This is a genomic window from Aerosakkonema funiforme FACHB-1375, from assembly GCF_014696265.1.
Classification (GTDB): Bacteria; Cyanobacteriota; Cyanobacteriia; order Cyanobacteriales; family Aerosakkonemataceae; genus Aerosakkonema; species Aerosakkonema funiforme_A.
Map to the genome: position 1 here is coordinate 83701 of NZ_JACJPW010000001.1, position 26021 is coordinate 109721.

Annotated in this window: 17 protein-coding genes and 2 pseudogenes; 16 read left to right on the top strand and 3 right to left on the bottom strand. The window is 43.4% G+C overall.

From position 1 onward, the window contains the following. The first annotated feature begins 205 nt into the window (after positions 1-205). The 15 genes and pseudogenes from H6G03_RS37655 (at position 206) to H6G03_RS00550 (ending at position 19213) form a co-directional block, all read left to right on the top strand. Entirely contained in the window at positions 206-1429 is a 1224-nt protein-coding gene (locus H6G03_RS37655; RefSeq protein ID WP_190460948.1) for a pentapeptide repeat-containing protein, read from the top strand. A gap of 402 nt (positions 1430-1831) precedes the next feature. Further along, the gene (locus H6G03_RS00485; RefSeq protein ID WP_190460949.1) at positions 1832-4315 is read left to right on the top strand and encodes an SLBB domain-containing protein; all 2484 of its coding nucleotides are present in this window, start codon (positions 1832-1834) and stop codon (positions 4313-4315) included. Between the two features lie 99 nt (positions 4316-4414). Next, positions 4415-6703: a GumC family protein gene (locus tag H6G03_RS00490; RefSeq protein WP_190460951.1), complete on the top strand. Its 2289-nt coding sequence runs from the start codon at positions 4415-4417 to the stop codon at positions 6701-6703. A gap of 301 nt (positions 6704-7004) precedes the next feature. After that, positions 7005-7436, top strand: a complete 432-nt coding sequence (locus H6G03_RS00495) for a hypothetical protein (protein WP_190460953.1) — start codon at positions 7005-7007, stop codon at positions 7434-7436. A gap of 65 nt (positions 7437-7501) precedes the next feature. Further along, positions 7502-11245, top strand: a complete 3744-nt coding sequence (locus H6G03_RS00500; protein ID WP_190460955.1) for a HEAT repeat domain-containing protein — start codon at positions 7502-7504, stop codon at positions 11243-11245. Positions 11246-11531: 286 nt separating this feature from the next. After that, positions 11532-11816: pseudogene (locus H6G03_RS39645) on the top strand (BrnT family toxin). Positions 11817-11820: 4 nt separating this feature from the next. After that, a complete protein-coding gene (locus H6G03_RS00515; RefSeq protein ID WP_190460956.1) occupies positions 11821-12030 on the top strand; it encodes an antitoxin in 210 nt (69 codons plus the stop codon). Between the two features lie 44 nt (positions 12031-12074). Beyond that, positions 12075-12182: a hypothetical protein gene (locus H6G03_RS39415; RefSeq protein WP_407650706.1), complete on the top strand. Its 108-nt coding sequence runs from the start codon at positions 12075-12077 to the stop codon at positions 12180-12182. Positions 12183-12215: 33 nt separating this feature from the next. Next, positions 12216-12404, top strand: a complete 189-nt coding sequence (locus H6G03_RS00520; RefSeq protein WP_190461174.1) for a hypothetical protein — start codon at positions 12216-12218, stop codon at positions 12402-12404. Further along, positions 12404-12833, top strand: a pseudogene (locus H6G03_RS39650) (type II toxin-antitoxin system death-on-curing family toxin). The gene H6G03_RS00520 and the pseudogene H6G03_RS39650 overlap by 1 nt, the downstream one beginning before the upstream one ends. Before the next feature lie 242 nt (positions 12834-13075). Beyond that, complete coding sequence (locus H6G03_RS00530; protein ID WP_190460958.1) at positions 13076-13330, top strand: type II toxin-antitoxin system RelN family antitoxin; 255 nt, start codon at positions 13076-13078, stop codon at positions 13328-13330. Further along, positions 13320-13682 carry a type II toxin-antitoxin system RelE family toxin gene (locus H6G03_RS00535; RefSeq protein ID WP_190460961.1) on the top strand — a complete coding sequence of 121 codons (363 nt, stop codon included), beginning with the start codon at positions 13320-13322 and terminating at the stop codon, positions 13680-13682. Before H6G03_RS00530 ends, H6G03_RS00535 begins: the two co-directional genes overlap by 11 nt. A gap of 131 nt (positions 13683-13813) precedes the next feature. Further along, positions 13814-16300, top strand: coding sequence for a GH116 family glycosyl hydrolase (locus tag H6G03_RS00540; RefSeq protein ID WP_190460963.1), 2487 nt, complete (start codon positions 13814-13816; stop codon positions 16298-16300). A gap of 211 nt (positions 16301-16511) precedes the next feature. Continuing rightward, a complete protein-coding gene (locus H6G03_RS00545; RefSeq protein WP_190460965.1) occupies positions 16512-17858 on the top strand; it encodes a P-loop NTPase family protein in 1347 nt (448 codons plus the stop codon). Beyond that, a complete protein-coding gene (locus H6G03_RS00550; RefSeq protein WP_190460967.1) occupies positions 17855-19213 on the top strand; it encodes a tetratricopeptide repeat protein in 1359 nt (452 codons plus the stop codon). Before H6G03_RS00545 ends, H6G03_RS00550 begins: the two co-directional genes overlap by 4 nt. 44 nt (positions 19214-19257) lie before the next feature. Here H6G03_RS00550 and H6G03_RS00555 read toward each other — a convergent pair whose 3' ends face one another. Further along, positions 19258-19842 (bottom strand): Uma2 family endonuclease, encoded by a 585-nt coding sequence (locus H6G03_RS00555; protein WP_190460969.1) that lies wholly within the window; start codon positions 19840-19842, stop codon positions 19258-19260. A gap of 209 nt (positions 19843-20051) precedes the next feature. Beyond that, positions 20052-20540: a DUF29 domain-containing protein gene (locus H6G03_RS00560; RefSeq protein ID WP_190460971.1), complete on the bottom strand. Its 489-nt coding sequence runs from the start codon at positions 20538-20540 to the stop codon at positions 20052-20054. Between the two features lie 232 nt (positions 20541-20772). Between H6G03_RS00560 and H6G03_RS00565 the strand changes: the two genes are divergently transcribed. Beyond that, complete coding sequence (locus H6G03_RS00565; protein WP_190460973.1) at positions 20773-24240, top strand: CHAT domain-containing protein; 3468 nt, start codon at positions 20773-20775, stop codon at positions 24238-24240. A 215-nt stretch (positions 24241-24455) separates the two neighbouring features. On the opposite strand, the gene H6G03_RS00570 is transcribed toward H6G03_RS00565, so the two are convergent. Continuing rightward, the gene (locus tag H6G03_RS00570) at positions 24456-25931 is read right to left on the bottom strand and encodes a M16 family metallopeptidase (RefSeq protein WP_190460975.1); all 1476 of its coding nucleotides are present in this window, start codon (positions 25929-25931) and stop codon (positions 24456-24458) included. Positions 25932-26021: the final 90 nt, after the last annotated feature.

Below are 26021 nucleotides of genomic sequence, written 5' to 3' on the forward strand. Positions count from 1 at the left end.
AGGTAAATTTGGCAGTTAATGGAAAAATTGCGATAATTAATATATTGTCGCATGATGACTCTCATTATTTCCTAGTGCAAAAGCGGAAACGATCCGCTACTAGCTAAATTTAAAGAAAATTTTCAGTGCAGACAGGTTCTGGAATGCACGGTCGTGGTAGCGTTGTAAAATAAGCAACCCTTGAAATACCTATTCTAGGTTGGCAATGCAAGAATCCCTGTCTACCAGACTTATCCAAACGTCTCAAAACAAATATCCAGACTGCTTGTGGATGCAATTAGAAGCAATTCCTGTCGAGTCAGGTGCAAGTGACACTTCTGCGCTTGACCTCTACTTAACGATAAACTTTGACGAGCATTGGGAACCCCTGCTTGGGGGTCGCGTCAAGTTAGGTCTCAAGGGTGGCGAACTGAGGCTAAAGCTGGAGGGTGGCGAAATACCTTTGGCATCCCGCGACCTCAAAGACTCACTTGAGCTTTCTCTTACAGAAGACAGAAAAAAGTACAAAAGTAGCGAAAATCAAAGCAGTGCAGATACTAATCTAGTAGAAATAGGATCTGGCCTCCAGGATAACTCGAATGTATCCCAAATAGCTTTTAGAAGCAATAATTCTCAGGTAAACCCTGCCTGGATTTTTGAAGTCAAGGCAGGTGAGTCGATTCTAAAAGGAGGGGTCACAAGCGCAAAACTCTTAACCGTAAATGCGATCGAAAAATTCTGCCGAATAGAAGCTACGTTTGAAGTATCAAAGCAAGATGTGTATTTGATTGATGCAGAAGGCTTATGGCGACACGACATCAGCCCAAATCAGCACGCTGTCTTAGAGAGGAAATTAGCTCTGTTTTTGTTGGAATCGAAGTTGAAGCCTTTTCTAAGTTGGGCGCAGTTATGCTACGATTGTCTTCCTGTGGAAAAGGGTGATGAAACAACTGTTCCGCAAGTACAAGCGCATCTACAAGAAGAGATCGATCGCGTTATTGCAGCGCCAACAAAGGATTTCCTAGAAATAGCGAAAATTGCAGGTCTCGATCCGGCAATTGACTTTGCAGGGGGTAACCTGCGCGGAACTAACTTAAACGGAGTTGATTTAAGTGGTGCTAATCTCTGCCGCGCTAATCTTCGAGGTGCAGATTTGAGCGATGCAGAATTAACTGACGTTAATCTAAGCAGTGCTAACCTCAGCGGTGCAGATCTCAGCGGTGCCGATCTGGGTAATATAAATTTGAGCCATGCCGACTTGCACCTTGCCAGTTTAGCATTAGCCAACCTCAGCGGTGCAAACCTGAGCGGTGCGAATCTGATGGAGGCGAATCTAAGCAGTGCCAATCTCGGTAGTGCCAATGTAAAGCAAGCGCGATTTGGGAAAAATGCAGGTATCTCGGAACAAATGAAGTTAGACCTGAAGCAGCGAGGGGCAATTTTTGAGTAGTTTTCGGAAATGAGCAAAAGCCCAGATTTTCAGAGCGAGTCATCTACAAGAACGGACACATCTGTGGCAGCATGGACAAGAGAAACCAACAGGACTGGTGAGCGGTCAATTTTAAATAGCAGCTTGCTTGTTGAAGTTCAATCTCAAATATCAAATTGAAAATTTGCAATTTCAGAGTACTGCTACCCAATCCCCTAGCGATCGAAATCCTCTTGTTTGCATAGCTAAAAAAACAACTGTCAAAAGTATCAAATAGAGCCGCGCATGATGTCAAAAATATACTTAGCTCGATCGCATACAAGCAAATACCCGCAGATGAGCGACAAGAAATATTCTCAGTAGCGAAAACTTGTGGTAAACCCGTTTTTGTGTGGCGATGATTGCAGAATTTGGAAAAGGTCTATGAGCGGTGCAGGTTGTCAACATACCAGCAAGATACGCCAATCTGTTGTGGGTCTAATGCTGTTAGCCTTATTCCCTCTGGCCTACCCCCTGCCCAGTTTGGCTCAGGTACGCCGGGGTAATGCGCCAGCAAGTCCGGGTACGGGAATCTCAGCAGAAAGAGCTTACACTTTAGGAGCTGGCGATCGCATTCAGATCGATGTATTCAACGTGCCCGAATACACTCGCGAATACCAGGTGCTGGTGAACGGCACGGTAAACCTGGCTCTGATTGGCAGCGTATCCGTACAAGGACTGACACTCGAGCAAGCTGGGGCTGTAATTTCCAATCGATACGCCCGCTTCCTCAGACGCCCAATAGTTACCGTCAGTTTGGTGGCACCGCGACCTTTGAACGTGGCGGTATCCGGGGAAGTCAATCGTCCCGGTGCCTACGTTATTCCCCTCACCGCCGCAGGTGGTGGAGTTCAACAACCAACCCTGACCCAGGCGCTTACCCTCGCGGGAGGAATTACGCAGTCAGCGAACTTGCGGGGAGCGCAGGTGCGCCGGGTGACGCGAGGTGGAACGCAAACGATTAACGTCGATCTTTTCGCGTTGCTAAGAGCGGGAGACTTACGCCAAGATATCACTTTGCGGGATGGGGATACGATCTTTATTCCCACTGCAACTAGCACAAATTTGGCCGAAGCACCCATCAAAGCAGATGCCAGCTTCGCTCCCGCGCAAAATCAACCCCTGAATGTGGTGGTGGTAGGGGAAGTAACTCGTCCTGGCCCACAGGTAGTCCAGCCAGATCAAAGCGGGGCGAGACCGAGTGTGTCGCGAGCAATTCAAGTGGCGGGGGGAGTAACCCAAACTGCAAATCTCCGCCAAGTCCAGGTACGCCGAACTACACGAGGCGGGGCAGTGCAAACTATTCCTGTCAATCTGGAGCGGTTGTTGCGTGTGGGCGATCGCACTCAGGACTTGCCTTTGCAACAAGGGGATACAGTTGTAGTTCCCACAGCAGCTAGCGTCAACCTGCAACAAGCATCTCTGATCGCAAACACTAGCATCGCTCCCACTCAAGCCCAAACTTTAAATGTGGTAGTGGCGGGTGAAGTGACTCGTCCCGGCCCACAGATAGTCCCGCCAGATCAAAGCGGCACACAACCCACCATATCGCGGGCAATTCAAGTGGCAGGTGGAGTTAGCCCATCTGCGGATCTCAGCCGGGTTGAGGTACGCCGGGTGACGCGAGGCGGCGCAATCCAACGCTACGCGGTGAATTTGGAACAGCTGTTGCGGGCAGGCGATCGCACTCAAGATTTGATTTTAGAACAGGGAGATACAATTTATATTCCCCCCACAGCGAACATAAATTTGGGGCAAACTTCTCAAATCGCCAGAACTAACTTCGCTCCCACGCAAGCTCAACCCATTAATATTGTGGTGGCGGGTGAAGTAACTCGTCCTGGGCCTTACACCGTGCAAGCAACTCAAACGGGTGCCCTACCTACCTTGTCGCGGGCCATCCAAGTGGCAGGGGGAACTACTCAATCTGCCGATATCAGTCGCGTCCAGATTCGCCGCATCACCCAAAGCGGCACAGAACAATTCGCTAGTGTGGATCTCAATCAATTATTGCAGGGAGGCGATCGCCGTCAGGACTTGTACTTGCAAGAGGGAGATACAATTTTTATCCCCACTTCCACAGAAATCAATCCGGCACAATCCCTCGATATCGCATCTTCCAGCATTGCTGCCGATCCTTCTCAACCTTTAAATGTGGCTGTTGTGGGAGAAGTGCAACGTCCGGGTACTTACACGCTTCAGACAGTGAGACCGGCAGCAGGGGCACCCGGTTCTTTACCTTCGTTCGCCGGTTTGCCTACCGTGTCCCAGGCAATTCAACTAGCGGGGGGAATTACTCAAACTGCGGATATTCGGCGGATCGAGGTGCGTCGCAATACACGAGCGGGGTATCAACAAATTCTGGCCGTGAATTTTTGGCAGCTGTTGCAGGGGGGCGATCGCACTCAAGATGTGGTATTGCAACAGGGAGATACAATTTTTATACCCGCTGCCACGGATATCAACCCAGCAGAAGTTGCCCAAACAGCCATTTCCAGTATTGCTCCGGCTACCATTAGAGTCAATGTGGTTGGAGAGGTTGCCAGACCGGGAGTCTTACAGGTGCCACCCAATACACCGTTGAACCAAGCTATTCTATCAGCGGGAGGATTTAACGTTCGCGCTCGCCGGAGTTATGTCGATTTGCTTCGCCTTAATCCTAACGGTACAGTTTCCCGTCGAGGTATACGACTGGATTTTGCCAAAGGAATTAGCGAGGAAACTAATCCTATACTCCGCGATAACGATGTGGTTGTGGTGCGTCGCTCTTCCTTGGCTAGCATTTCCGATACTTTGGGAACAGTTTTAAGTCCGGTGGGCAATTTCTTCTCGCTATTCAACTTCTTCAGAATATTTGGGAGCTTTTAATAGTTATTTGTCAGGTGTCAGTTGTCATATTTTCAAATTATTTTTCTAATGACAACTGACAGTTGACCGCTGACCGCTAACCGATAAATAGAGGACAAAATGAAGATTAAACCATATTCTCAGCCAATAATGCCGAATAACAATGGCAGACAGTTTCAGCAATTGCCTCCGCCAATCTTTGCAGAACAAGGTTATGAGGATGAGGGCAGCAAATTGGATGTCCGCCAAATTTTGGGAGTTTTGCGTCGCCGAGCGCTTGTGGTTGCTAGTGTGGCGATCGCAGTAGCTTCTACTGCTGGGATGCGAACTTGGAACAGTCCGCCACTATATCAAGGTAGCTTTCGAGTGTTAGTGGAGCCGATCACAGCTGAGACAAAAGTGGCGCAAACTTTCGGTGCGATCGTCTATTCTAGTTTGGATTACGATACTCAAACTGAGGTTTTACGCAGTCCCAGCGTTTTGAGTCCTATTGTTGAGCAAATTAAAGCAAAGTATCCAGAAATAAATTACGATTCTCTCATCGGTAGTTTAATAATTACCCGCTTGGGACAAACCAAAATTATTGAGGTGCGTTACCAAGATATGGACGCCAACAAAGTAAAAGATATCTTGCAGCAAGTAGCCGAGGGATATTTAGCTTACAGTCGCGTACAGCGGCAAAGCGATGTTCGCGAAGGCATTCAATTTGTACAAGAACAACTGCCAAATTTGCGGTTGCGAGTTGACACATTGCAAGCAAAATTGCAAAAGTTTCGCCAACAGTATAACTTTATCGATCCGGAAACGAAAGCTCAAGAACTTTCCGGTCGGCTCAACAGCCTGGGTCAAGAAAAAGTCACCACTAAAACCAAGCTGGATGAGATGCGATCGCTCTACACCATCTTGCAGGGTCAGCTGGGATTAAAGCCAGATGAGGCAATTTTAGCGTCGGCTCTCAGCGAAGCATCTCGCTATCAAAAATTACTAAACGAACTTCAGGATGTCGAAACTAAACTTGCTGTAGAATCAGTTAGATTCACAGATGAAAATCCCACCATACAAGCGCTAAAAGAACAAAGACAAAAATTGCTTCCCTTAATTAATCAAGAAGCACAAAAAGTGTTGGGAAATAATATTTCACCAGCAACTGTAAATAGAGAAAGGCTTACTTACCAAAATTCAATTCGCTTAACCCTGACTCAGCAATTTGTTGAGGCAACTAATCAAATTAAAGTTTTAGAGGTTCGCAACAAAGCTTTAGATCGAGCAGAAGCATCGTTAGTACAGGAATTTAAAGAAATGCCCATCCGGGCGCGTGAGTATACAGATTTGAAGCGCGACTTACAGGTTTCTACTGAAAGTTTGCTGAGATTTCTCTCAACTCGCGAATCACTAGAAATTGAGGCTGCCCAAAAGGCTACTCCTTGGCAACTCATCAGCAAAACAGAATCGGCAATTCCCATTTCTCCCAGCAAATATCGCAATATAATGCTGGGGGTAGTTGCTGGGGTGCTGTTGGGTGCTGGCGCAGCTTGGTTAGCAGAAATGCTCGATAGTGTGTTTCACTCTGTTGACGAGCTGAAAGACAGAACTGGAATGCCGATTTTGGGAATTGTTCCGTACAATAAATCAGTCAAAAAACTTGTTCCTGTCGCTCAAGCAGCAGGTTTACTTCCAGGAGAAAATCAGGATGCGATCGTTGAGGATAATAACTTGCGGCGTTACAATGCTTCTCCATTTGTGGAAGCATTTCGCTCTCTTTATACTAATGTCCGCCTGCTAAGTACTGATTTGCCTGTGCGTTCTTTAGTGATTAGTTCGTCTACGCCAGCAGAAGGTAAAACGGTAGTAGCTTTGAACTTAGCTCAAGCAGCAGCAGCTATGGGTCAGCGGGTATTATTGGTGGATGCGGATTTGCGTCGTCCTCAAGTTCATCAAAGATTGAGTTTAACTAATATGAGGGGGTTAAGCAATCTCATTTCCGCAGAGGATTTAACTATAAATGATGTGATTCAGCAATCACCTGTGGAGGAAAATTTATTTGTGATGACTTCCGGTCAGGTGCCACCCGATCCTACAAGATTGCTATCATCTGAAAAGATGCAGAATATCATGGGGCAACTTCAAACATCCTTCAATTTGGTTATTTACGATACTCCTCCTCTGCAAGGTTTCGCAGACGCTAATATCTTGGCTACGACTACAGATGGTGTGGTGTTGGTTGTAGGATTGGGTAAGACCGATCGCTACCCGTTGATGCAAGTAATAGAAGGTTTGAGACTTTCTGGTACAACGGTTTTAGGTATGGTTGCCAATGGTGTGAAAAAGCATACGATTCGCTGGCATGATTCTTATAACCGTTACTACACTACTCAACCAAATCGCGATCGATTGGGGAATCGGGCCTAGAGCGCTAGACCAGTAAAAGACCTTGACAAAATAAATAGGATGTGTATGCCTATGTAAACCTCGACTCCGGCGTTGCATATGCCTGCCGGCATATCGCCTACGGACATAAAATCTAGGGTTTTGTGCAATAAATTGTCGATCGAATGCTAAGGGCATCCGCGCCGCACTCGCGTTCGTCCCTACATAAAACATATTTCGTTATTTTTGTCAATTTATTCTACTGGACTGGCGCTCTAGAGCGCCAGTTCATTAATAGCTGTTGTTATAATTAGTAATTGTTTTTTATCTATTATTTGAGATTATGGAACCTTTATTGACAGCTGCGTTAGCGTTAGGAACAGTCATTGGCACGAAAGCCTTAGAGAAAACGGGCGAAAAGATTGGTGAAACTTTTGTTGAAAAAACGAAAAGTTTTTTAACAAATCTTAAGCAAGAAAGTCCCACCACTGTAACGGCAATTGAACATACACCCGCTAGGCCCTTAAATTATAGTCAAATCATTCCAGAGATTCAAGCCGCAGCCGAAAAACGACCCGAATTATGGACACAAATTGAAGATTTAGCAAAATTAGGGCAACAGGAACCTAAACTGATGCCCTATATTCAAGAGGCGAAACAATGGAATTCTCAAAAATCTATTGTTACTGAAATGCGCGATAATTATGGTGTAATAGCAGAAAATATTGATAAAAACGTTCAGATTCATACGGTTCAAGGAGATGTACACATTTAGAGAGAATAACCTGAATATTGACCGTAGTGGATCGATGTTAATTGCTACCTAGTAACTGTAACTCTATGAATGATAATTACGGGGTTAACGCTGAAAATATTCAGACAAGTGTTCTCATCCAAAAGGTTGAAGGCGGTGTAACAATAGGTTACAAACCGGAAAATCCACCAAAACCTATTGATATTAACTGGCGCGAAGTCTCTCAAAACGCATTAGCAGAAAGACAAAAACTCACCACTAATCCCTTCACCACTGGCGACGGGTTAGAGTTTACTTTTGATGATATTTATGTGCCACTGGGATTGGTGGAAAAGGTAAAGAAAGAAAAACGCCCTGGAGAGGTTTCCCCAGAAGAAGGTTCGCAACTTTATCAGTCAGAAGAAGTCACCCGCACTTATAAAAATGATGAGTTTTTCGCGCAAGTGCTGAAACAGGGGCAAAGTCCCAAAAGTCAAGGGCGCAGGTTAGCGGTGACGGGGGAACCGGGGGCGGGGAAAACCACCCTATTACAGAAAATAGCCCAGTGGGTAGCCACGGAGACAGAGCAAGATGTGGCAATTTGGGTGTCTTTGGCAGATTTGCAGGGGCGAAATGTTGAGGATTACCTGCTGCAAAAGTGGCTCAAGGATGCTCTGGGGGCGGTGCGGGTAACACCGGAAATGGAAGAGGCGCTGGCGTTGCTGTTTAAGAGTGGGCGAGTGTGGCTGTTGCTGGATGGGGTGGATGAAATGGGGAGTAGCAACCCCCTAGCGACGGTGGCGAATCAGATTAGCGGTTGGGTTGCTTCGGCGCGAGTGGTGGTGACTTGTCGCCAGAATGTCTGGGATGCGGGGAAAAATGCCCTGGAAGGGTTTGATGTTTATCGCAATCTCGATTTTGACTACCCGGAGGGGGTGGGGCAATTTATTCAGCGCTGGTTTGCGCGTCACCCAGAGTTAGGGGAGCGGTTGCTGGCAGAATTAGCCCAAGATGGAAAAGAGCGGATTCGGGATACGGTGCGAAATCCCCTGCGGTTGGCGCTGTTGTGTCGCGCTTGGCAAATTCGCCAGGGGGGTTTACCGGAAACTAAGGCGGGGCTTTATGGGCAGTTTGCGGAGGCGCTGTATGAGTGGAAGCAGGAGGCTTTTCCTACGAAATCCAAGCAGCGAAAGGATTTGAATGCAGGGTTGGGCAGGTTGGCGTTGCGGGGGATGGAGCAATCTGAGTCTCGGTTTCGGTTAAGGGAAGCTTTGGTAACGGAGATTTTGGGAGAAACTGATGAGCCGTTGTGTCAGTTGGCGTTGCAGTTGGGTTGGTTGAATTTGGTGGGGGTGGCGGTGGAAAATCCCGATGCGCGGGTTTATGCGTTTTATCATCCCACGTTTCAGGAGTATTTTGCGGCGTTGGCTGTTAATGATTGGGATTATTTTTTACCCCGAAATCATGTTGATAAACCTGTTGATCCCCCCTTAATCCCTCCTTATCAAGGGGGGAAACAAGAAGCACAAGAAGCCCCCTCTTATCAAGCAGGGAAACAACAAGCCCCCCTTATTAAGGGGGGTTGGGGGGATCATTATCGGATTTTTGAGAAGCAGTGGAAAGAGGTGATTTTGCTGTGGTTTGGGCGAGGGGATGTGCAGAAGGAGAAGAAAGAGGCGTTTATTGAAAAGTTGGTAAATTTTGATGATGGTTGTGGCGATTGGAATTATCCGAAAGTGGATAGAGGTTTCTATGAATATCGGGCTTATTTTTTTGCAGGGGTAATAGTTCCTGAGTTTAAAGATAGTCGTTTGGCTGATGAAATTGTTAGTCAAATTGTTAAATGTGTTATTTTTTGGGAGCCAATTGCAGCAGGGGAAAACGCAGTATTAATAGAAACTGACAGAGTAAGGGCGATTGCTCGGTTAATCCAACTGCTTGATGAAACTTCTGATGATTATACCCGTCGGTATGTTGCCGATAGTTTGGGTAATATAGCAGTGGGAAATGAGGGGGCGATCGCTCAGTTAATCCAACTGCTCAATGAAACTTCTAATGAAAATACCCGTTGGAGTGTTGCCAATATTTTGGGTAATATAGCAGTGGGAAATGAGGGGGCGATCGCTCGGTTAATCCAACTGCTCAATGAAACTTCTGATGAAGATACCCGTAGTATTGTTGCCAATAGTTTGGGTAATATAGCAGTGGGAAATGAGGGGGCGATCGCTCGGTTAATCCAACTGCTCAATGAAACTTCTGATGAAAATACCCGTTGGAGTGTTGCCAATATTTTGGGTAATATAGCAGTGGGAAATGAGGGAGCAATCAATCGTTTAATCCAACTGCTCAATGAAACTTCTTCTTATTATACCCGTAGTAGTATTGTTGATAGTTTGGGTAAAATAGCGGAGGAAAATGAGGGAGCAATCAATCGTTTAATCCAACTGCTCAATGAAACTTCTGATGAAGATACCCGTAGGAGTGTTGCCAATAGTTTGGGTAATATAGCAGTGGGAAATGAGGGGGCGATCGCTCGGTTAATCCAACTGCTCAATGAAACTTCTGATGATTATACCCGTAGTATTGTTGCCAATAGTTTGGGTAATATAGCAGTGGGAAATGAGGGGGCGATCGCTCGGTTAATCCAACTGCTCAATGAAACTTCTGATGATTATACCCGTAGGATTGTTGCCGAGAGTTTGGGTAAAATAGCGGAGGAAAATGAGGGAGCAATCAATCGTTTAATCCAACTGCTCAATGAAACTTCTTATGAAGATACCCGTAGTAGTATTGTTGATAGTTTGGGTAATATAGCAGTGGGAAATGAGGGAGCAATCAATCGTTTAATCCAACTGCTCAATGAAACTTCTGATGAAGATACCCGTAGGAGTGTTGCCAATATTTTGGGTAATATAGCAGTGGGAAATGAGGGGGCGATCGCTCGGTTAATCCAACTGCTCAATGAAACTTCTGATGATTATACCCGTTTGAGTGTTGCCGATAGTTTGGGTAAAATAGCAGTGGGAAATGAGGGGGCGATCGCTCGGTTAATCCAACTGCTCAATGAAACTTCTTATTATTATACCTGTGGGTATGTTGCCGAGAGTTTGGGTAATATAGCAGTGGGAAATGAGGGGGCGATCGCTCGGTTAATCCAACTGCTCAATGAAACTTCTTATTATTATACCCGTGGGAGAGTTGCCGATAGTTTGGGTAAAATACTGGTAACTAAACAGCAATATGCTCAGGTTATTTTTCGTCTTAAAGACAACTTAACTGATAAAATTTACCAAAGAAACTATGACCTTTACGAACAATCCTACAAACTTATTTGGCAATACGCCCAAAACCTGTCTTACTCAGACTTTTATGAAGCATGGCGCAGTCAACCTGCCATTGCCCCTCATCCAGAAGCATTCGATAACATCCAAATTAATCATATCCTCACCCAACTCCAACCCACTACCCAAACTTACCCCCTACCTATCAACATTCAATCCCTAGCAGATGAAACAGACACCAGCGCTATTTGTCAAGAACTTTGCACCCTAATTTACTCCCTCGCACTCCCCGATCCAGACATCCCCACTGTCAGCAACTTTGCCCAACTGAAACAACAGATTTTCACCGTAAAAAAACAACTGCAAAAACGCCACCTAGCCCTAATTCTCCATAACTGTAAACCTCATCCCCCACTCCTCACCTGCTGTCGCAAAATTGCCGATGCTAAACTGGGTTTACACATTCTCTGGATAACCGATGAACCTCTGGAAGCACCTTTACGCGGGTTTCCCCCCAGTCAGGATATTTTGTTAGGAGCAATTCAAACTTGGTTAGAGAAACTATGTTAAAATTATACCATCATATCAATCCACATCAACTATGAGCCAAACTATTAATATCAGTGGGTTAAACCCAGAACAAATTACCCAAATACAAGCCATTATCGAAGCGTTTCAAGCTAAAAATCAACTCGATAATTTAGCCAGTTCTTAAGTCAATATGAAAAACCCAGATATCATTGATACTTTAACAGAAAAGCCGATTAAAGTCAATGGTTTTATCACCCGTGAAGATATTTATGAACGTTAATTATGGATGAGGCTCAGTAGTAAGATTCAATGACATTTTATCATAATGAATAAAATAACCTTTCAGTGGGATGAACAAAAAAACGAAATTAATCAACAAAAGCATGGAATTTCTTTTTAAGAAGCTGAATCGGTTTTCTTTGATGATTATGCAGTGCAATTTTGGGATGAAGAACACTCTCAAGATGAAGAACGTTTTTTACTTCTAGGTCTAAGCTCTAAAATGAGAATATTACTTGTAGTTCATTGTTTTAGAGAAGCAGATTCTGTGATTAGAATCATATCAGCCAGAAAAGCTACTAAAAACGAAAGTAAAGAATATAGGAGATAAACCAATGGAACCGGAATACGATCTTTCAAAAATGAAGAGAAGACCTAATCCTTTTGCCAAACAGTTGAAAAAACAAGTCACGATTTCTCTGGGGATTGATGTGATAGAATATTTTGAAATGATGGCTCAAGAAGAAGGGATATCTTATCAGGAGCTAATTAATCTTTATTTGCAAGATTGTGTCACTTCTGGACGCAAATTATCTGTCAATTAGCCTAAAGAAAATATAGGCGAGCCGATGCTAAACTGGGTTTACACATCCTCTGGATAACTGATGAACTTCTGGAAGCACCTTTACGCAGTTTTCCCCCCAGTCAGGATAATTTGTTAGGGGCGATGCAAAGTTGGAGCGATGAAATGTTATAATAAAATCAGACAATCTTAGCAAGAATTAAACAGATGAAATTAAAAGTTACAGAACAAGGAGTTTTAATCCCCAAGGAATTATTAGGAGATAGCCAAGAAGTTGAACTAACTCAACAGGAAGGACAACTGATTATTACTATCAAACCGCCAGCCCTATCCTATCAAAAAGCCACAGAATATGTCCTGAAGAAAAACCACGATCTTTATCAACGTCTAGCCTGATGCTCTACTTAACCCTAGAACAAATTTTAGATATTCATTATCAAATTATTGCTCAGACGGGTGGGGGTTTAGGAATTACAAATCCGGGTTTACTGGAATCGGCTGTTGCTCAACCGCAAATGACTTTTGCGGGTCAATAACTGTATACAACTCTTCCAGAAAAAGCCGCAGCATTAGGCTTTTACTTTGATTAAAAATCATCCTTTTCTGGATGGGAATAAAAGAACAGGTCATGCAGCAATGGAAGTTTTTTTAGTCCTGAATGGTTTTGAAATTAATGCCAATGTAGAAGAACAAGAAAAAGTAATTCTTCAAGTTGCATCAGGAGAAATGACAAGAGAGGAATTTACCCATTGGTTACAATCGGTAATTATTACCTTGAATTTAAGGGAAGAAAACCTATATAATAGCATTGAAAAGAAAGCCTAAAGCCCAATTACAAATACCCATAGAACCCAAAAAAAGAGAAAGAAAGCGAAATATCGCTATTTCGATTACAGACAAATCAAATCTGATTAATAAAAGAAACCGGGTTTCTAGTTAGGGACTGTTGGGTAAAACTAAATATCTTTAAGAAACCGGGTTTCTCACTCTGGGCGCTCAAATATAAACAGCCTTAAACCATCATCAAATATGATATAATTAACGTCAAGCGACTTCAGGAAAAACATATGAAAGCCATTGAATTAACAGGAACCATCGACGAAAAAGGTCAATTATCCCTCGATCGACCTATCGAAAACTTCGCTCCCAGTCGCGTGCGAGTTATCGTACTTTTTCCGGAAGTAACAGAAGCAGCTGAAATCGATCCTGATGATACCCCCATTGAAGAAATCAAAGCCAGTCTTAGGAGAGCATTACAAGAAGCAAAAACAGGTCAACGCATACCCCTTTCTGAAATGTGGGAGGGAATAGATGTTGCATGACACGCCTTTTGTACAAATTGATTTAACACCTGAGTACAAACGGAATTTGCGGGAATTATCGAAAAAATATCGCAAGATACGGTTAGATACTCAGCAAATTATCGAACAACTACAAGGTGGTAATTTTATTGGCGATCGCATCCCCGTAATGGGTGAAGAATATGTCATTTTCAAGGTGAGAGTCAAAAATAGCGACATCCAAAAAGGGAAAAGCGCAGGCGATCGACTCATCTATCAAGTGGAATCACCGACGAGCGTACTTTTATTAACAATTTATTCTAAATTAGAGCGAGAAGATATCAGTCCTAACGAGATTAGCAGTATCTTAGCTGAGTTCGAGGGCGATGAATAAATATGAACTGCGGATTGATAATTGGGTAAGTCGATCGAGTTATTTTAGTTGTCTCTGAAAACTACTATAAAAGAATAGAGATTTAGAGATTTGGTGTATCCTTACAAGGAGTATCACCTAAGCAAAACCCGATGACAAATCAGCCCTTTTCCCCACAAATTCCCAACATTACCTGGAAGCGTGCGATCGGTTTAGGTTGGGACAACCCCTACAAAGTTCGCTTAGCTAGCAATTTAGATGATGGCCCTTGGCACGGTTCGCCCTTGGGTGGTTTTGGCGCGGGTTGTATCGGTCGTTCCTCGCGGGGGGATTTTAACCTCTGGCAAATCGATGGGGGAGAACATATATTTCAGAACTTCCCAGCTTGCCAATTCAGCGTATTTGAAGAGACAGAAAGAAGCAAGCAAGCTTATGCTTTGTGTACGGAATCTCCTACTGATGGTACTTTGTCTGCTTGGAAATGGTATCCCGCTTCTGGTGTCAGCAGTCAACAGTCAGCAGTTAGTGACAATTTGACAGAAGAACAGACAAATACAGGAAGTTATTATGCTCTATATCCGCGCAGTTGGTTTGTTTACGAGAATGTATTTGAGGCTAACTTAATTTGCGAACAATTTTCACCAATTTGGGCGGGAAATTATCAGGAAAGTTCTTATCCGATCGCAATTTTTGAATGGACTGCCCACAACCCTACAGACAAGCCAATTACTATCAGTATAATGCTGACTTGGCAAAATATGGTGGGTTGGTTTACTAATGCGATTAAAAAACCCCAGGTCACTGTTCGCGATGATGGCAGTCCGGTTTACGAATATCAACCGCAGCTGGGAAATAGTACGGGCAATTTCAATCAATGGGTTGAAAATGAATTTCGGCGAGGTTGCGTGCTGGATCGCGGTCGTCCCGATATTTATGATGTGAAAGAGGGAGAAGGACAATGGGCGATCGCAACTTTGGCTAACCCAGCAATAGAAGTATTTTATCACTCTCGTTGGAATCCTGTTGGCGATGGTGCGGATGTTTGGCAAAGTTTTGCGGCGGATGGTTCTTTACCCGATCGCGAAAATGAAAAACCCTGTGCTGACGGGGAACAAATCGCAGCTGCGATCGCAGTTCGTTTTACGATTAGACCGGGTAAAACTCGCAAAATTCCGTTTATATTAGCTTGGGATTTGCCGATTACCGAATTTGCGGCAGGAATTGAATATTACCGACGCTATACAGATTTCTTCGGTCGCAACGGGAAGAATGCTTGGTCGATGGTTCGTACAGCATTAAAACATTACGAAACTTGGCGAGAAAGAATAGAAGCTTGGCAACAACCAATTCTCGATCGCGAGGATTTACCTTCTTGGTTTAAGATGGCTTTATTCAACGAACTTTACGACTTAACAAGCGGTGGTACGCTGTGGACAGCAGCTTCCGAGGACGATCCGATCGGTCAATTTGGAGTGCTGGAGTGCATAGATTATCGTTGGTATGAAAGTTTGGATGTGCGACTTTACGGTTCTTTTCCCGTCATAATGCTTTGGCCGAAATTAGATAAAGCGGTGTTAGAAGCATATGCGCGAGCAATTTCTACCAGCGATGATACTCCTAGAATTATCGGTTATAACAACGCATCGGCTATTCGCAAAGCTGTCGATGCAACGCCGCACGATTTGGGTGCGCCGAACGAACATCCTTGGGAGAAAACTAACTATACCAGCTATCAAGATTGCAATTTGTGGAAGGATTTATCTTGCGATTTTGTGTTGCAGGTTTATCGCTATTTTGTGTTTACGGGTAAGACTGATGTCGAATTTTTGCAGGATTGTTGGTCAAGTATAGTGCAGACACTTGCTTATCTGAAAGAGTTCGATCGCGATGGCGATGGTATCCCGGAAAATTCTGGTGCGCCGGATCAGACGTTTGATGATTGGCGTCTGCGGGGAGTTAGTGCTTATTGTGGGGGGTTGTGGTTGGCGGCGTTGGAGGGTGCGATCGCAATCGGCCAAATTTTAAGGGAACGGGGATTGGGGATGACAATGACAGGCGGGACGCCTGTTCCACAAGAAAAGATTCAAGAAGAGATTCAAGAAGCGATCGATACTTATAAAGGTTGGTTGGCGAAAGCGCGATCGATCTATCAGGAAAAACTTTGGAACGGTCAATATTATAAACTCGATAGTGAAAGCGGTTCCGATGTGGTGATGGCAGATCAATTGTGCGGTCAATTTTACGCACGTTTGCTGGGATTGCCAGATATTGTACCGAATGAATGCGTTCTTTTAGCTCTCAAAACCGTTTACAATTCCTGCTTTTTGAAGTTCCAGGACGGTAAATTAGGCGCTGCTAACGGTCTCAAACTTGATGGTTCTCCGGAAAAACCCGATGCTACTCATCCTTTGGAAATTTGGACGGGAATTAATTTTGGTTTGGCGGCTTTTCTTGTGCAAATGGGAATGAAAGATGAAGCGTTTCAACTTACAGAAGCTGTGGTAAGGCAAGTATACGAAAATGGTTTGCAATTTCGGACACCGGAAGCGATTACCGCTGCGGGTACTTTTCGCGCCAGTTATTACTTGCGAGCGATGGCAATTTGGGGAATCTATCATGTTTTGACAACAGGGAGCTAGGGATTAGCTAATCTATTCGTAGGTTGGGTTGAACGGTAGTGAAACCCAACTTACAACTTTATTAAAATAATAATTAACCAAAAAAATGGTATGGCGTTCGATTTGCAGCTTTGTTGGTCTACGAGGTTCATTTCCCATTTAGTTATATATCATATTTGCTGCCACTATTATAGTATAATAGGTTTGAGTTTAAAATTACTTGAGGTAGCCTGTGGACTTAGATTATTTAACCGAAATATACAGTTCTTTTGAACCATTTCAATCTCCGAAAAAAGAGGTTTATGTTGATTGCAAAGATGTGCGAGGCGGTTGGGAAGTGATCCGAGAATTGGGTCGTAAAATTACTCGATCCAAACAAGCAACCTGCCAACTTTACTCTGGACATAGAGGTGTTGGAAAATCTACAGAACTTTTACGATTAAAAGAATATTTAGAAGAAAAGAAGTATTTTGTGGTTTATTTTGCGGCAGATGATGAGGATATCGAACCTCAAGATGCTGAATATGCAGATATTTTATTTGCTTGTACGCGACATTTAGTAGAAACGGTTCATTTACAGGAACATAATCCTTTGGTGAACTGGCTAAAAGAACGCTGGGAATCTCTCAAAGATCTGGCGCTTACTGACATTTCATTAGATGGCTTGAATTTAGAGGGACAGATATCTCAGTTTGCCAAAATCACGGCTAGTTTGCGGGCGACTCCAGACAAGCGACGAGAATTACGCCAGAAGATTAATGCTAATACTCCATCTCTGCTGGAAGCATTAAATAGCTTTATCAAGGAAGCGCAAAAATCGTTGCCTGCCAATTATCGCAGCATCGTGTTAGTTGCTGACAATCTCGATCGAATTGTGGAGACTAAAGAAGAGGGAAAGCCTAGTAATTATGATGAGATTTATTTGAATCGGAGTGAAATTCTGCGCGGATTAGCTTGTCATGTTATTTATACTGTACCTATTGCGATGGTGTATTCAGGTAGAGCAACACAGCTTGAAGATAATTATGATAAACCTGATGTACTACCAATGGTGATGGTACGCAATCCAGATGGTAGCGAAAATCAAGCCGGATTAGGTAAAATGCGAGAGATTATCTGCCGTCGGGTTGAGGCGATCGATCCCAATTTAGCTAAAACTTTAGAAGGGCCGATCGCAGGACTAGATACTCCTGCCGTGTTTGATAGTCCCGATACATTGAAACTGCTTTGTTTGATGAGTGGCGGTCATGTGCGAAACTTGATGCAATTGATTCAAAAAGCGATCGAATCGATAGATGAGTTACCCATTACTGAGGAAGCGGCTATATGGGCAATTGAAGAGGCGCGGGAAACTTATCAAAGAACTATTCGAGAAAATGAGTGGGAGATTTTGGCAAGTGTTTCTAATTTGAAGCAAGCAAATAATAACGAGGAACACCTACAGTTGCTATTAAATCGGTGTTTGCTTGAATATCGGTATTATGAGAATCGAAAGTTACGAATTTGGCATGATGTTCATCCCCTCATTAAAGAAATTACAAAATTTAAGAATGCACTTGTAAAGGTTCAAGTCTTATGAATATTACCAAATCAGACAAAGTTTATCAGGCACTTCTGCGTTCCTTGAAGCGCAGAAAAGGCTTTGGGATTGTATTTGTCCAATGTTCGACAGCAGAAACAGCTAGGATAATTCAGCGCATACAGCAAGATTTACCCGAAAAAAAGTTTCGAGTTTTATCGCTACCACCACCGAACTATAAGCGAGATATATTCGGCAAGAAAACGCCACCCGTTGAAAATCTCTACGATATTGTGGTCAATCTTCCAGACCGAGAAAATATAAATATTCTCCTAATTCAAGGTTTAGAAAAGTCCCTAGAACCTTATATTAAACCTGGATATGGAGGAGATGGTAATTACTATAATCTCGATACAGTTCCTCCCATTCTGAGTCACTTAAATCAACGACGCGAAAAATTTAGAGATGATTTCAGTAACATTTGTTTTGTTTTTATTTTACCACTTTTTGCGATTACATACTTGATTCGTCGCGCCCCTGATTTTTTTGATTGGAGTACGGGGGTGTTTGCGATCGAATCCGAAGTTTTGGGAATGGAAAATTTAAATAGTGATTATGATTCGTTGGAACAAATTAAAAGATCGATCGCATACTTTCAGCAGTCTTTAGCTATTTGTCGAGAAATTGGCGATCGCCAAGGAGAAGCGAATTGTCTGAATAATATCGGCAATTCTTATCAATCTTTAGGACAGTTTGAAAAAGCGATCGCATTTCACGAACAGTCTTTAGCTATTTACCGTGAAATCAAAGATCGCCAAGGGGAAGCCAATTCTTTGGAAAGTTTAGGCAATGCTTACTACTCTCTAGGACAATACGAACAAGCGATTTGGCAAATATTACAGAAACAAGCAAAATCTCATCCCAATTGGCTACAGTTTTTAACAGAAGATGAAGCGAACCAAATAGGGCTAAATAGAGGCGCATATTTGGAACTTCCACCTCCATCAGAAATGCCGCCAACTATTCCCGTAAATAAGAAACTTTGGATGGCGATCGATCTAGAATACCCTAACTATCAATTGTTGTTGTTTAATCGCAGTAAACAGGGTACAGTTTTGTACTGTCCATCCTTCGGTTATGCGATCGATGCTATCATGGATAAACCGCCATTTTTGCTACCTCAAAAATATTCTTGGGCTGGTAAAACCGGGCAAAAGTTTATTTTTAAAGAAACGGGAAAGGAAGAATTTTTAGCAATTGTTTTGCAGAAACCTTTGCATTTACCTTGGTTGACTCCCAAACGAGAAGAAGCTTTACCAGAATGGAATGCTGAACGAATTAAGGAGTTATTTGAAGAATTAGAAAAGCAAGGTAATTGGCAGGTTTTTTATCAAACTTTTGAGGTAGTGGAATGAGAAAATGAAGCCCAGAAACCCGGTTTCTCAAAGAAACCGGGTTTCTAATTTCCTGCTTCATTATCTCCGAAAGTCACATCTTCATATAAAGCATCAATGCTAATGTGAAAATCAATGCTTGCTAAATGAATTTCGCTGCCTTGATTGTATGTTTGCAATACCCAAAAACCCTCGGCATTGCGACGGAAACATTCTACACGCTGGCGCTTTTGGCTAATTAAAACGTATTCTTGGAGGGTTTCTAATTGCTGATAGTCGGCAAACTTGTCACCTCGATCGAATGCTTCTGTTTTTTGGGATAAAACTTCGACAATTAAACAAGGATATTTTTTATGGTTTGGAAATGCTCGATCGCGTTCATCACAAGTTACCATCACATCAGGATAGTAAAAGATATTCGCTGTTTCAATAAATGCTTTCATATCCACCATATAGACACGGCAACCAGTACCTCGCACATGATTTCTTAACAATGAACCAAGATTGAGAGAAATGGTAACATGGGCATCATTTGCACCTGCCATTGCGTAGATTTTTCCATCAATATATTCGTGCTTGATGGGGCTGATTTCTTCTCCTGCTAGATAATCTTGAGGAGAAATGTAATCTTGGCTTCGATCGGCAATCATTGTTTTGGAAATAGAGTTACCATAAGATTATATCATTTAGGACTATAAACCGGGTTTCTGTATAGATATTTAACCCAAGTTGCTAGTTATAAGATTATTCTTACTCTTTGTACGTAGTTGGGCTTTAGCCCTCTTATGAAACCAGGCATTATGAGGGCTAAAGCCCAACAACATACCTTTGCGATCGCACACAACGACATCTCATTCAATTATTCCATATTTTCAGAATCTTCGCTCTCAGCAGGTAAAAAATCAGCATTCAGAACTTCTTCCACAGTAAAGGGAGATTCTGAGGGAAATACCTTAATCGATAAACCTGTTTCAGCGGCGGCTAATTCCCTAGCATCTTGATAAGATTCATTAAAAATCTCTTCAAAAAATCGATATAAACTCGGACTGGTTTTGAAAGTATCTCGGAGGCGAATACGATGTTCTATAATGGTGTAGTTCCAACTATTTGTTTGGTTTTCTGGTTGATATTTATACTTGAGTAAGTGCATGAGAAGTACCCTTAGATTACTTTTTAAACCATTTTTATCGCTTCTCCCCATACTTTCCAGTTCCTCTAGTAAGTTTTCTAGATCTACTTCGGCAAATTTTCCCTCTTTTAATAAGTTGATATTTGTCTGTAGCCAGAGATAAAAATCCTGTTCGTAAAGGGATGTTATGGCAGTTGTTGTTGATTGGATAGTGGTCATTTTGTTTGACTCCCTTTCTCTTCTCTATATAAGTTTAACAGATTCGATAATTTATCGCTATCTAGGGTTAAAAAACCGGGTTTCTGTTATAATTGTTTTCAGCCCAAACCCGCCTCAGACTCTTGCCTTGCTCTGCTTTGGAAAAAGTCATACTCTGGTTTCATAATTGCCTCTTTTGATTTGACTATGTTCTTAATTATAGATTGTTAATTGATAAGGAAGTAAAACAACAATGGACGAACAACGCATCGCCGCCTATTTGGAATTCATCCAAAATCTACTCGAATGTGCCAGTGAGAAAGAACCGCAAAGCTTAAAGATACCTTCGGAGTTAGTCGATACCGGACTTTTACAAATGATAATCATAGTTGCTAAACAATTCTATGATAATGACAACCAGAATGGGGCTAAATTTTTAACTAATCTTGCCTTGCAGTTGGGGGAAATTCTCGCAAGTGCCCAGCAACCAATAGTAATCAGAGAAGAGACAGCAGATATTTTATTTAGGTGGGGAAATGAGCAATTTTACATTAACCATACTGTTTTAGCTTTTCATTGCTGGCAACAGTGCCTTATCATTTATCAAGCTATCGATAATCCTCCAGGAAAAGCTATTGCACTGGGGAATTTAGGTAATGCTTCCTTCTCTCTGGCAAAATACGAACAAGCGATCTCCTACTGGAAACAGACCTTAGACATTTTGCAGGAAATCAAAGACAGCCGAAGGCAAGTGAATGCACTAGGAAATTTAGGCAAAGCTTACTTCGCTCTAGCAGAGTACGAACAAGCGATCAACTTTTACGAACTGTCTTTAGGCATTTGTCGGGAAATTAAAGACCGAGCAGAGGAAGCATCTTTGTTGCTAAGTTTGGGAATAGCTTACCACTCTCTGGGAAAGTACGAACGAGCGTTGGATTGCCACAAAAATTCTTTAGCCATTTATCGGGAAATTAAACACCGACAAGGGGAAGCAGCTTCGGGGGAAGGATTAGGTATAACTTACAACTCTCTAGGAAAGTACAAACAAGCGATCTCTTACCACAAGCAGTCTTTAGCCATTTATCGGGAAATCAAAGAACCCCAAGGGGAAGCATCTTCATTGACAAATTTAGGTATCGCTTACAACTCTCTGGGAGAGTACGAACAAGCAAGCGACTTTCACCAACAGTCTTTAAACATTTGCCGGAAAATCAAATATCAGGAAGGGGAAGCAAGTTCTCTTATAGGTTTAGGCAATGCTTATGACTCTCTGGGAGAATACCAACGAGCGATCTCTTACCACGAAGAGTCTTTAGTCATTAAAAAGAACATCAAAGATCGGCGAGGTGAAGCGACGGCACTGGGAAATTTAGGCAACACTTACTTATTTTTTGGAGAATACGAAAGAGCAATCTCGTACCACGAACAGTCTTTATCCATTAAACAGAAAATCAAAGACCGACAAGGGGAAGCGAATTCTCTGATAAGTTTAGGCAATGCTTACTTATCTTTGGGACAGTATGAACAAGCGATCACCTTTTACAACGATTCTTTAGCTATTTGTCAGCAAATCGAAGACCGACAAGGGGAAGCGACTTGTGTGGCAAATTTAGGCAGTGCTTACTGCTCTCTGGGAGAATATGAACAAGCGATAGACTATCACCAACAGTCTTTAGCCATTTGTCGAGAAATCGAATATCGGCAAGGAGAAGCAGCTTCTCTAGGAAATATAGGCAACGCTTACTTACCTCTTGGAAAGTATGAACAAGCAATTGCTTACCACGAACAGTCTTTAGCCATTTGTCGAGAAATCAAACATAGGCCAGGGGAAGCGGCTTTTCTCAATAACATAGCCATCGCTTATCGTGAATTGCAGCAAACAGAAGTAGCGACGAAGAACTATCGAGACTGCCTCAAAATTGCCAATCCCAAAACCATGCCAGCCGAATGCTTCAAAGCTGGCGAAAACCTCGGCTACGTCGGCTTCACCCAAAACAACTGGCACCTCGCCTTAGAAGGATACGAACCCGCGATGCAAGCAGTCGAACAACTTCGCAAAGGTTCAACCACCGACAAACGCCGCCAAGAAATCATTAAAGAAGCCATCTCCGTTTACGCCAACGCCGTCCAATGCTACATCAACCTCAAACAATACGATAAAGCCGTCGAAACCGCAGACCGTTCCCGTTCCCGCCACCTCGCCGACTTATTCGCCAGCAAAGACCTCTACCCCCAAGGCGAAATTCCCCCGGAAGTCGAAGAATACTATCGCCTGCAACAACAAAGCAACCGTTTGCGTTCTTCTGACAATGACCCAATGAAATCACTCGCCACCACTCGCCAGCCAACCCCCAACGGCGACGCTATCATCGAAAAGATTAAAGAATTAGAAGCAGAAAAACAGCAAGCTTGGCTGAAAATTCGCAGTAAAGATCGAGTTTTGGCGGGTCAATTGCAACCAGACCCCCTCAGTTTCGACCAGATGCAAGCCTTAATTCCCGATGCCGAAACCGCCATTCTCAATTTTTACACCACTCGCGAACATACGCACATTTTCATATTGCGAAAAAATCAATCTACCAAACTCTACACCTGCGAAGGTCAAGGAATTGAAAGTTTGCAAAATTGGATATTTGACAACTGGTTAATACCTTATAAAGAAAACCCAACCCCCTGGCAAAAGCAAATGGGTGAATTTCTCTCCCAACTCGCCAACCGCCTGCAAATTAATCGACTAATTGAGCAACATTTCAACGGCATCAAAGAACTAATTATCATCCCTCATTTGTACCTGCATCAAATTCCCTTTGCTGCCTTACCTTTAAATAATATTCCCATTCCCCACAGCGATACAACTTCCGTCCAAACACGCGGCGCAAGCCTTGATATGAGCGAACCCATTGACACGCCTGACACCCCATCCCAACAACCCGAATACCTCAGCGATAAATACCGCATTCGCATCGTTCCCAGTTGCCAAATACTCAACTTTTGCGACCAGCGAGTCAACCTCAAACCTGCCATAATGGGAATAGTGGAAAATACTAGAGGCGACCTCGTTTTCACTGGCTACGAGTGCGAAACTCTGGCAAAAATGCACAAAGTTTCCGAAAATAATCGCCTCCGATATCAGAAAGCAACTATCAGTGAATATCAAAATTTACTCGATCGCGTGCAAGTCCTCCATTCCAGTCATCACGCTGAGTCAGATCTCAATAATTCCCTGGAATCCAAACTTAAATTATACAACGATGATATCAACCTCGGTCGCCTTTTCACTTGGAGATTTTCGCACCTAGCCGAAGTCTTCCTCTCCTGCTGCGAAACAAATTTAACCCTCACCCAAATTACCGACGATCCGCTGAGTATTGCTAGCGGTTTCCTCTGTGCTGGTGCGAGAAATGTGGTCAGTACCTTGTGGTCTGTGGACGATTTAGCAACTGCTTTGTTTTGCATTTTATACTATCAGGAAAAGCAGGACAAGGGCCGATCGGAAGCAATCCGCCAAGCACAATTCAAGCTGCGTAACTTGACAGGCGATGAATTATATGCTAATCATAAACGGCAATTAGAGGAGTATTTTGAACAGAAACTATCGGCAGAAAATAAAGCAGAAATTATCAAAAATGTGCGAGTGCGATTAGATCTCCTTTGTCGGGAAACATTACCCTTTATCAGTCCCTATTATTGGTCGGGTTTTGTATCGCAAGGTTTAGCCTAATTTCTAGGTACGTTGTTGCGATGAGAGCGCTCTTTCTGGGTTGGGTTTCGTACCTCAACCCAACCTACAAATTAGTTCGATCGCACTTACTCCGTAACCCTTTTCCCTCTTCCCTCTTCCCTAGTCCCTAGCCCCGACGCCCTAGTCCCTAGCTATAGTTGCGCTTCAGCGCCAGATTTAGCGCTAAAGCGCAACTACGTACCCCAGAGTGCTGTTTATTGCTGGGAAGTGGCGGTAGTTCTCGGCGCTGGAATGGTGATGTCGATCGGCGTTACTTTTGCGGCTAAGCTGGTTAAAGGAGGCTGAATCGCAGCAGCATTACCTACAACCAAAGTGGTGATATTCTCCGGTTGCAGATAAGTTCGCGCCACGCGCTGAACATCGGCTACGGTTGTTGCTTCGACTTGGCGTCGATAACGGAATAAGAAATCATCTGGATATCCGTAATATTCGTATCGCATCAACCGCGATAAAGTTTGGCTGGGGTCTTCAAAGTTAAATACAAAAGAATTCAGCACTGACTCTTTCGCAAAAGCCAATTCTTCTGGGGCGATCGGTTTGTCTTGAATGCGCTTAATTTCGGCAAAGATTGCTTGCACAAACGGTACTGTAGTTTCCGATCGCGTTTGTCCGCCGGCAACGAAAATACCGGGATAGTCATAGCGGGGACTCCACGCACCGTAGACGCTGTACGCTAGACCTTGGCGCGATCGCACTTCGTTAAACAATCTTCCCCCAAAACCACTCAGCACCCCATTCAAAACATCCAGCGCCGCATAGTCGGGACTGTTTAACAGACCGCCCAAATGTCCCATTTGAATATAACTTTGCGTTAGCTGCGGTTGGTTTACAAAAAATATACCTCCCTTATTCGCCTGCGAAACATTCGGCAACGCTGGCATTTTTAGTTGCGGGTTTGGTTTCCAGTTGCCAAACTTTTCCTGAATCATCTGGCGCATTTTTTGGCTGTCAAAATCTCCCACAATTCCCAACATCATATTATTGGGATAGAAATATTGCTGATAAAAATTCAGCAAATCTTCCCTAGAAATATTGTCTAAGGTGGCATACTCTACCGTGCGGGCATAGGGACTGCTTTCGCCGTAGATTAATTTCTGGAATTCTCGCCCTGCAATGCCGCCAGGGTTGTCGTTGCGACGGGCGATGTCGCCTCGTCCTTGGGTTTTGGCCAAATCGATTTTTTCTTGGGCGAAAACTGGTTCTTGAATTACTTCGGCAAAGAGGTCAAATACTTCTTCTAAATCTTCACTGAGGCTGCTAAAACCTGCACTTGCTGAAGCAATTCCCACGCTAGTTTCCACCGAAGCTGCTTTTTGTTCCAGCAAAGTATTCAATTCTTCGCCGGAGTGTTTTTTTGTACCCCCAGTTCGCATCACTTCTCCCACTAAGCTAGCCAAACCGACTTGATCCGCCGGTTCCCAACGTTCGCCTGTGCGAAATAAGGCTGTACCGCCGACGAGGGGAAGTTCCCGGTCTTCCATCAAATATACGATGATGCCGTTATCCAGCTTGTAGCGGGTGTAAGCTGGCACTTTTATTTCCGGTAACGGCGGAAAGGTTAATTCTGTATAATGTCGTGCGGTTTGCGCTGAGGCTGGTAACTTGACCAACAATAGTAGCAGTACGGTTAGCAGCATTAGCCTCATCGCTTTGAGAATACTGCGCTTCATGCCAATTTTAGATTTGCGATTGAAAAACACTTTTGACCCTCTGACCCGATCCTTTATTTTTCTATCTTCGGAATTTGACACCCATGGGTG

What these genes read in the sequence shown, in the direction of transcription:
- H6G03_RS37655 (WP_190460948.1), top strand. Translation starts at nt 206, where the DNA reads ATGCAAGAATCCCTGTCTACCAGACTTATCCAAACGTCTCAAAACAAA.
- H6G03_RS00485 (WP_190460949.1), top strand. Translation starts at nt 1,832, where the DNA reads ATGAGCGGTGCAGGTTGTCAACATACCAGCAAGATACGCCAATCTGTT.
- H6G03_RS00490 (WP_190460951.1), top strand. Translation starts at nt 4,415, where the DNA reads ATGAAGATTAAACCATATTCTCAGCCAATAATGCCGAATAACAATGGC.
- H6G03_RS00495 (WP_190460953.1), top strand. Translation starts at nt 7,005, where the DNA reads ATGGAACCTTTATTGACAGCTGCGTTAGCGTTAGGAACAGTCATTGGC.
- H6G03_RS00500 (WP_190460955.1), top strand. Translation starts at nt 7,502, where the DNA reads ATGAATGATAATTACGGGGTTAACGCTGAAAATATTCAGACAAGTGTT.
- H6G03_RS00515 (WP_190460956.1), top strand. Translation starts at nt 11,821, where the DNA reads ATGGAACCGGAATACGATCTTTCAAAAATGAAGAGAAGACCTAATCCT.
- H6G03_RS00520 (WP_190461174.1), top strand. Translation starts at nt 12,216, where the DNA reads ATGAAATTAAAAGTTACAGAACAAGGAGTTTTAATCCCCAAGGAATTA.
- H6G03_RS00530 (WP_190460958.1), top strand. Translation starts at nt 13,076, where the DNA reads ATGAAAGCCATTGAATTAACAGGAACCATCGACGAAAAAGGTCAATTA.
- H6G03_RS00535 (WP_190460961.1), top strand. Translation starts at nt 13,320, where the DNA reads ATGTTGCATGACACGCCTTTTGTACAAATTGATTTAACACCTGAGTAC.
- H6G03_RS00540 (WP_190460963.1), top strand. Translation starts at nt 13,814, where the DNA reads ATGACAAATCAGCCCTTTTCCCCACAAATTCCCAACATTACCTGGAAG.
- H6G03_RS00550 (WP_190460967.1), top strand. Translation starts at nt 17,855, where the DNA reads ATGAATATTACCAAATCAGACAAAGTTTATCAGGCACTTCTGCGTTCC.
- H6G03_RS00555 (WP_190460969.1), bottom strand. Translation starts at nt 19,842, where the DNA reads ATGATTGCCGATCGAAGCCAAGATTACATTTCTCCTCAAGATTATCTA.
- H6G03_RS00560 (WP_190460971.1), bottom strand. Translation starts at nt 20,540, where the DNA reads ATGACCACTATCCAATCAACAACAACTGCCATAACATCCCTTTACGAA.
- H6G03_RS00565 (WP_190460973.1), top strand. Translation starts at nt 20,773, where the DNA reads ATGGACGAACAACGCATCGCCGCCTATTTGGAATTCATCCAAAATCTA.
- H6G03_RS00570 (WP_190460975.1), bottom strand. Translation starts at nt 25,931, where the DNA reads ATGAAGCGCAGTATTCTCAAAGCGATGAGGCTAATGCTGCTAACCGTA.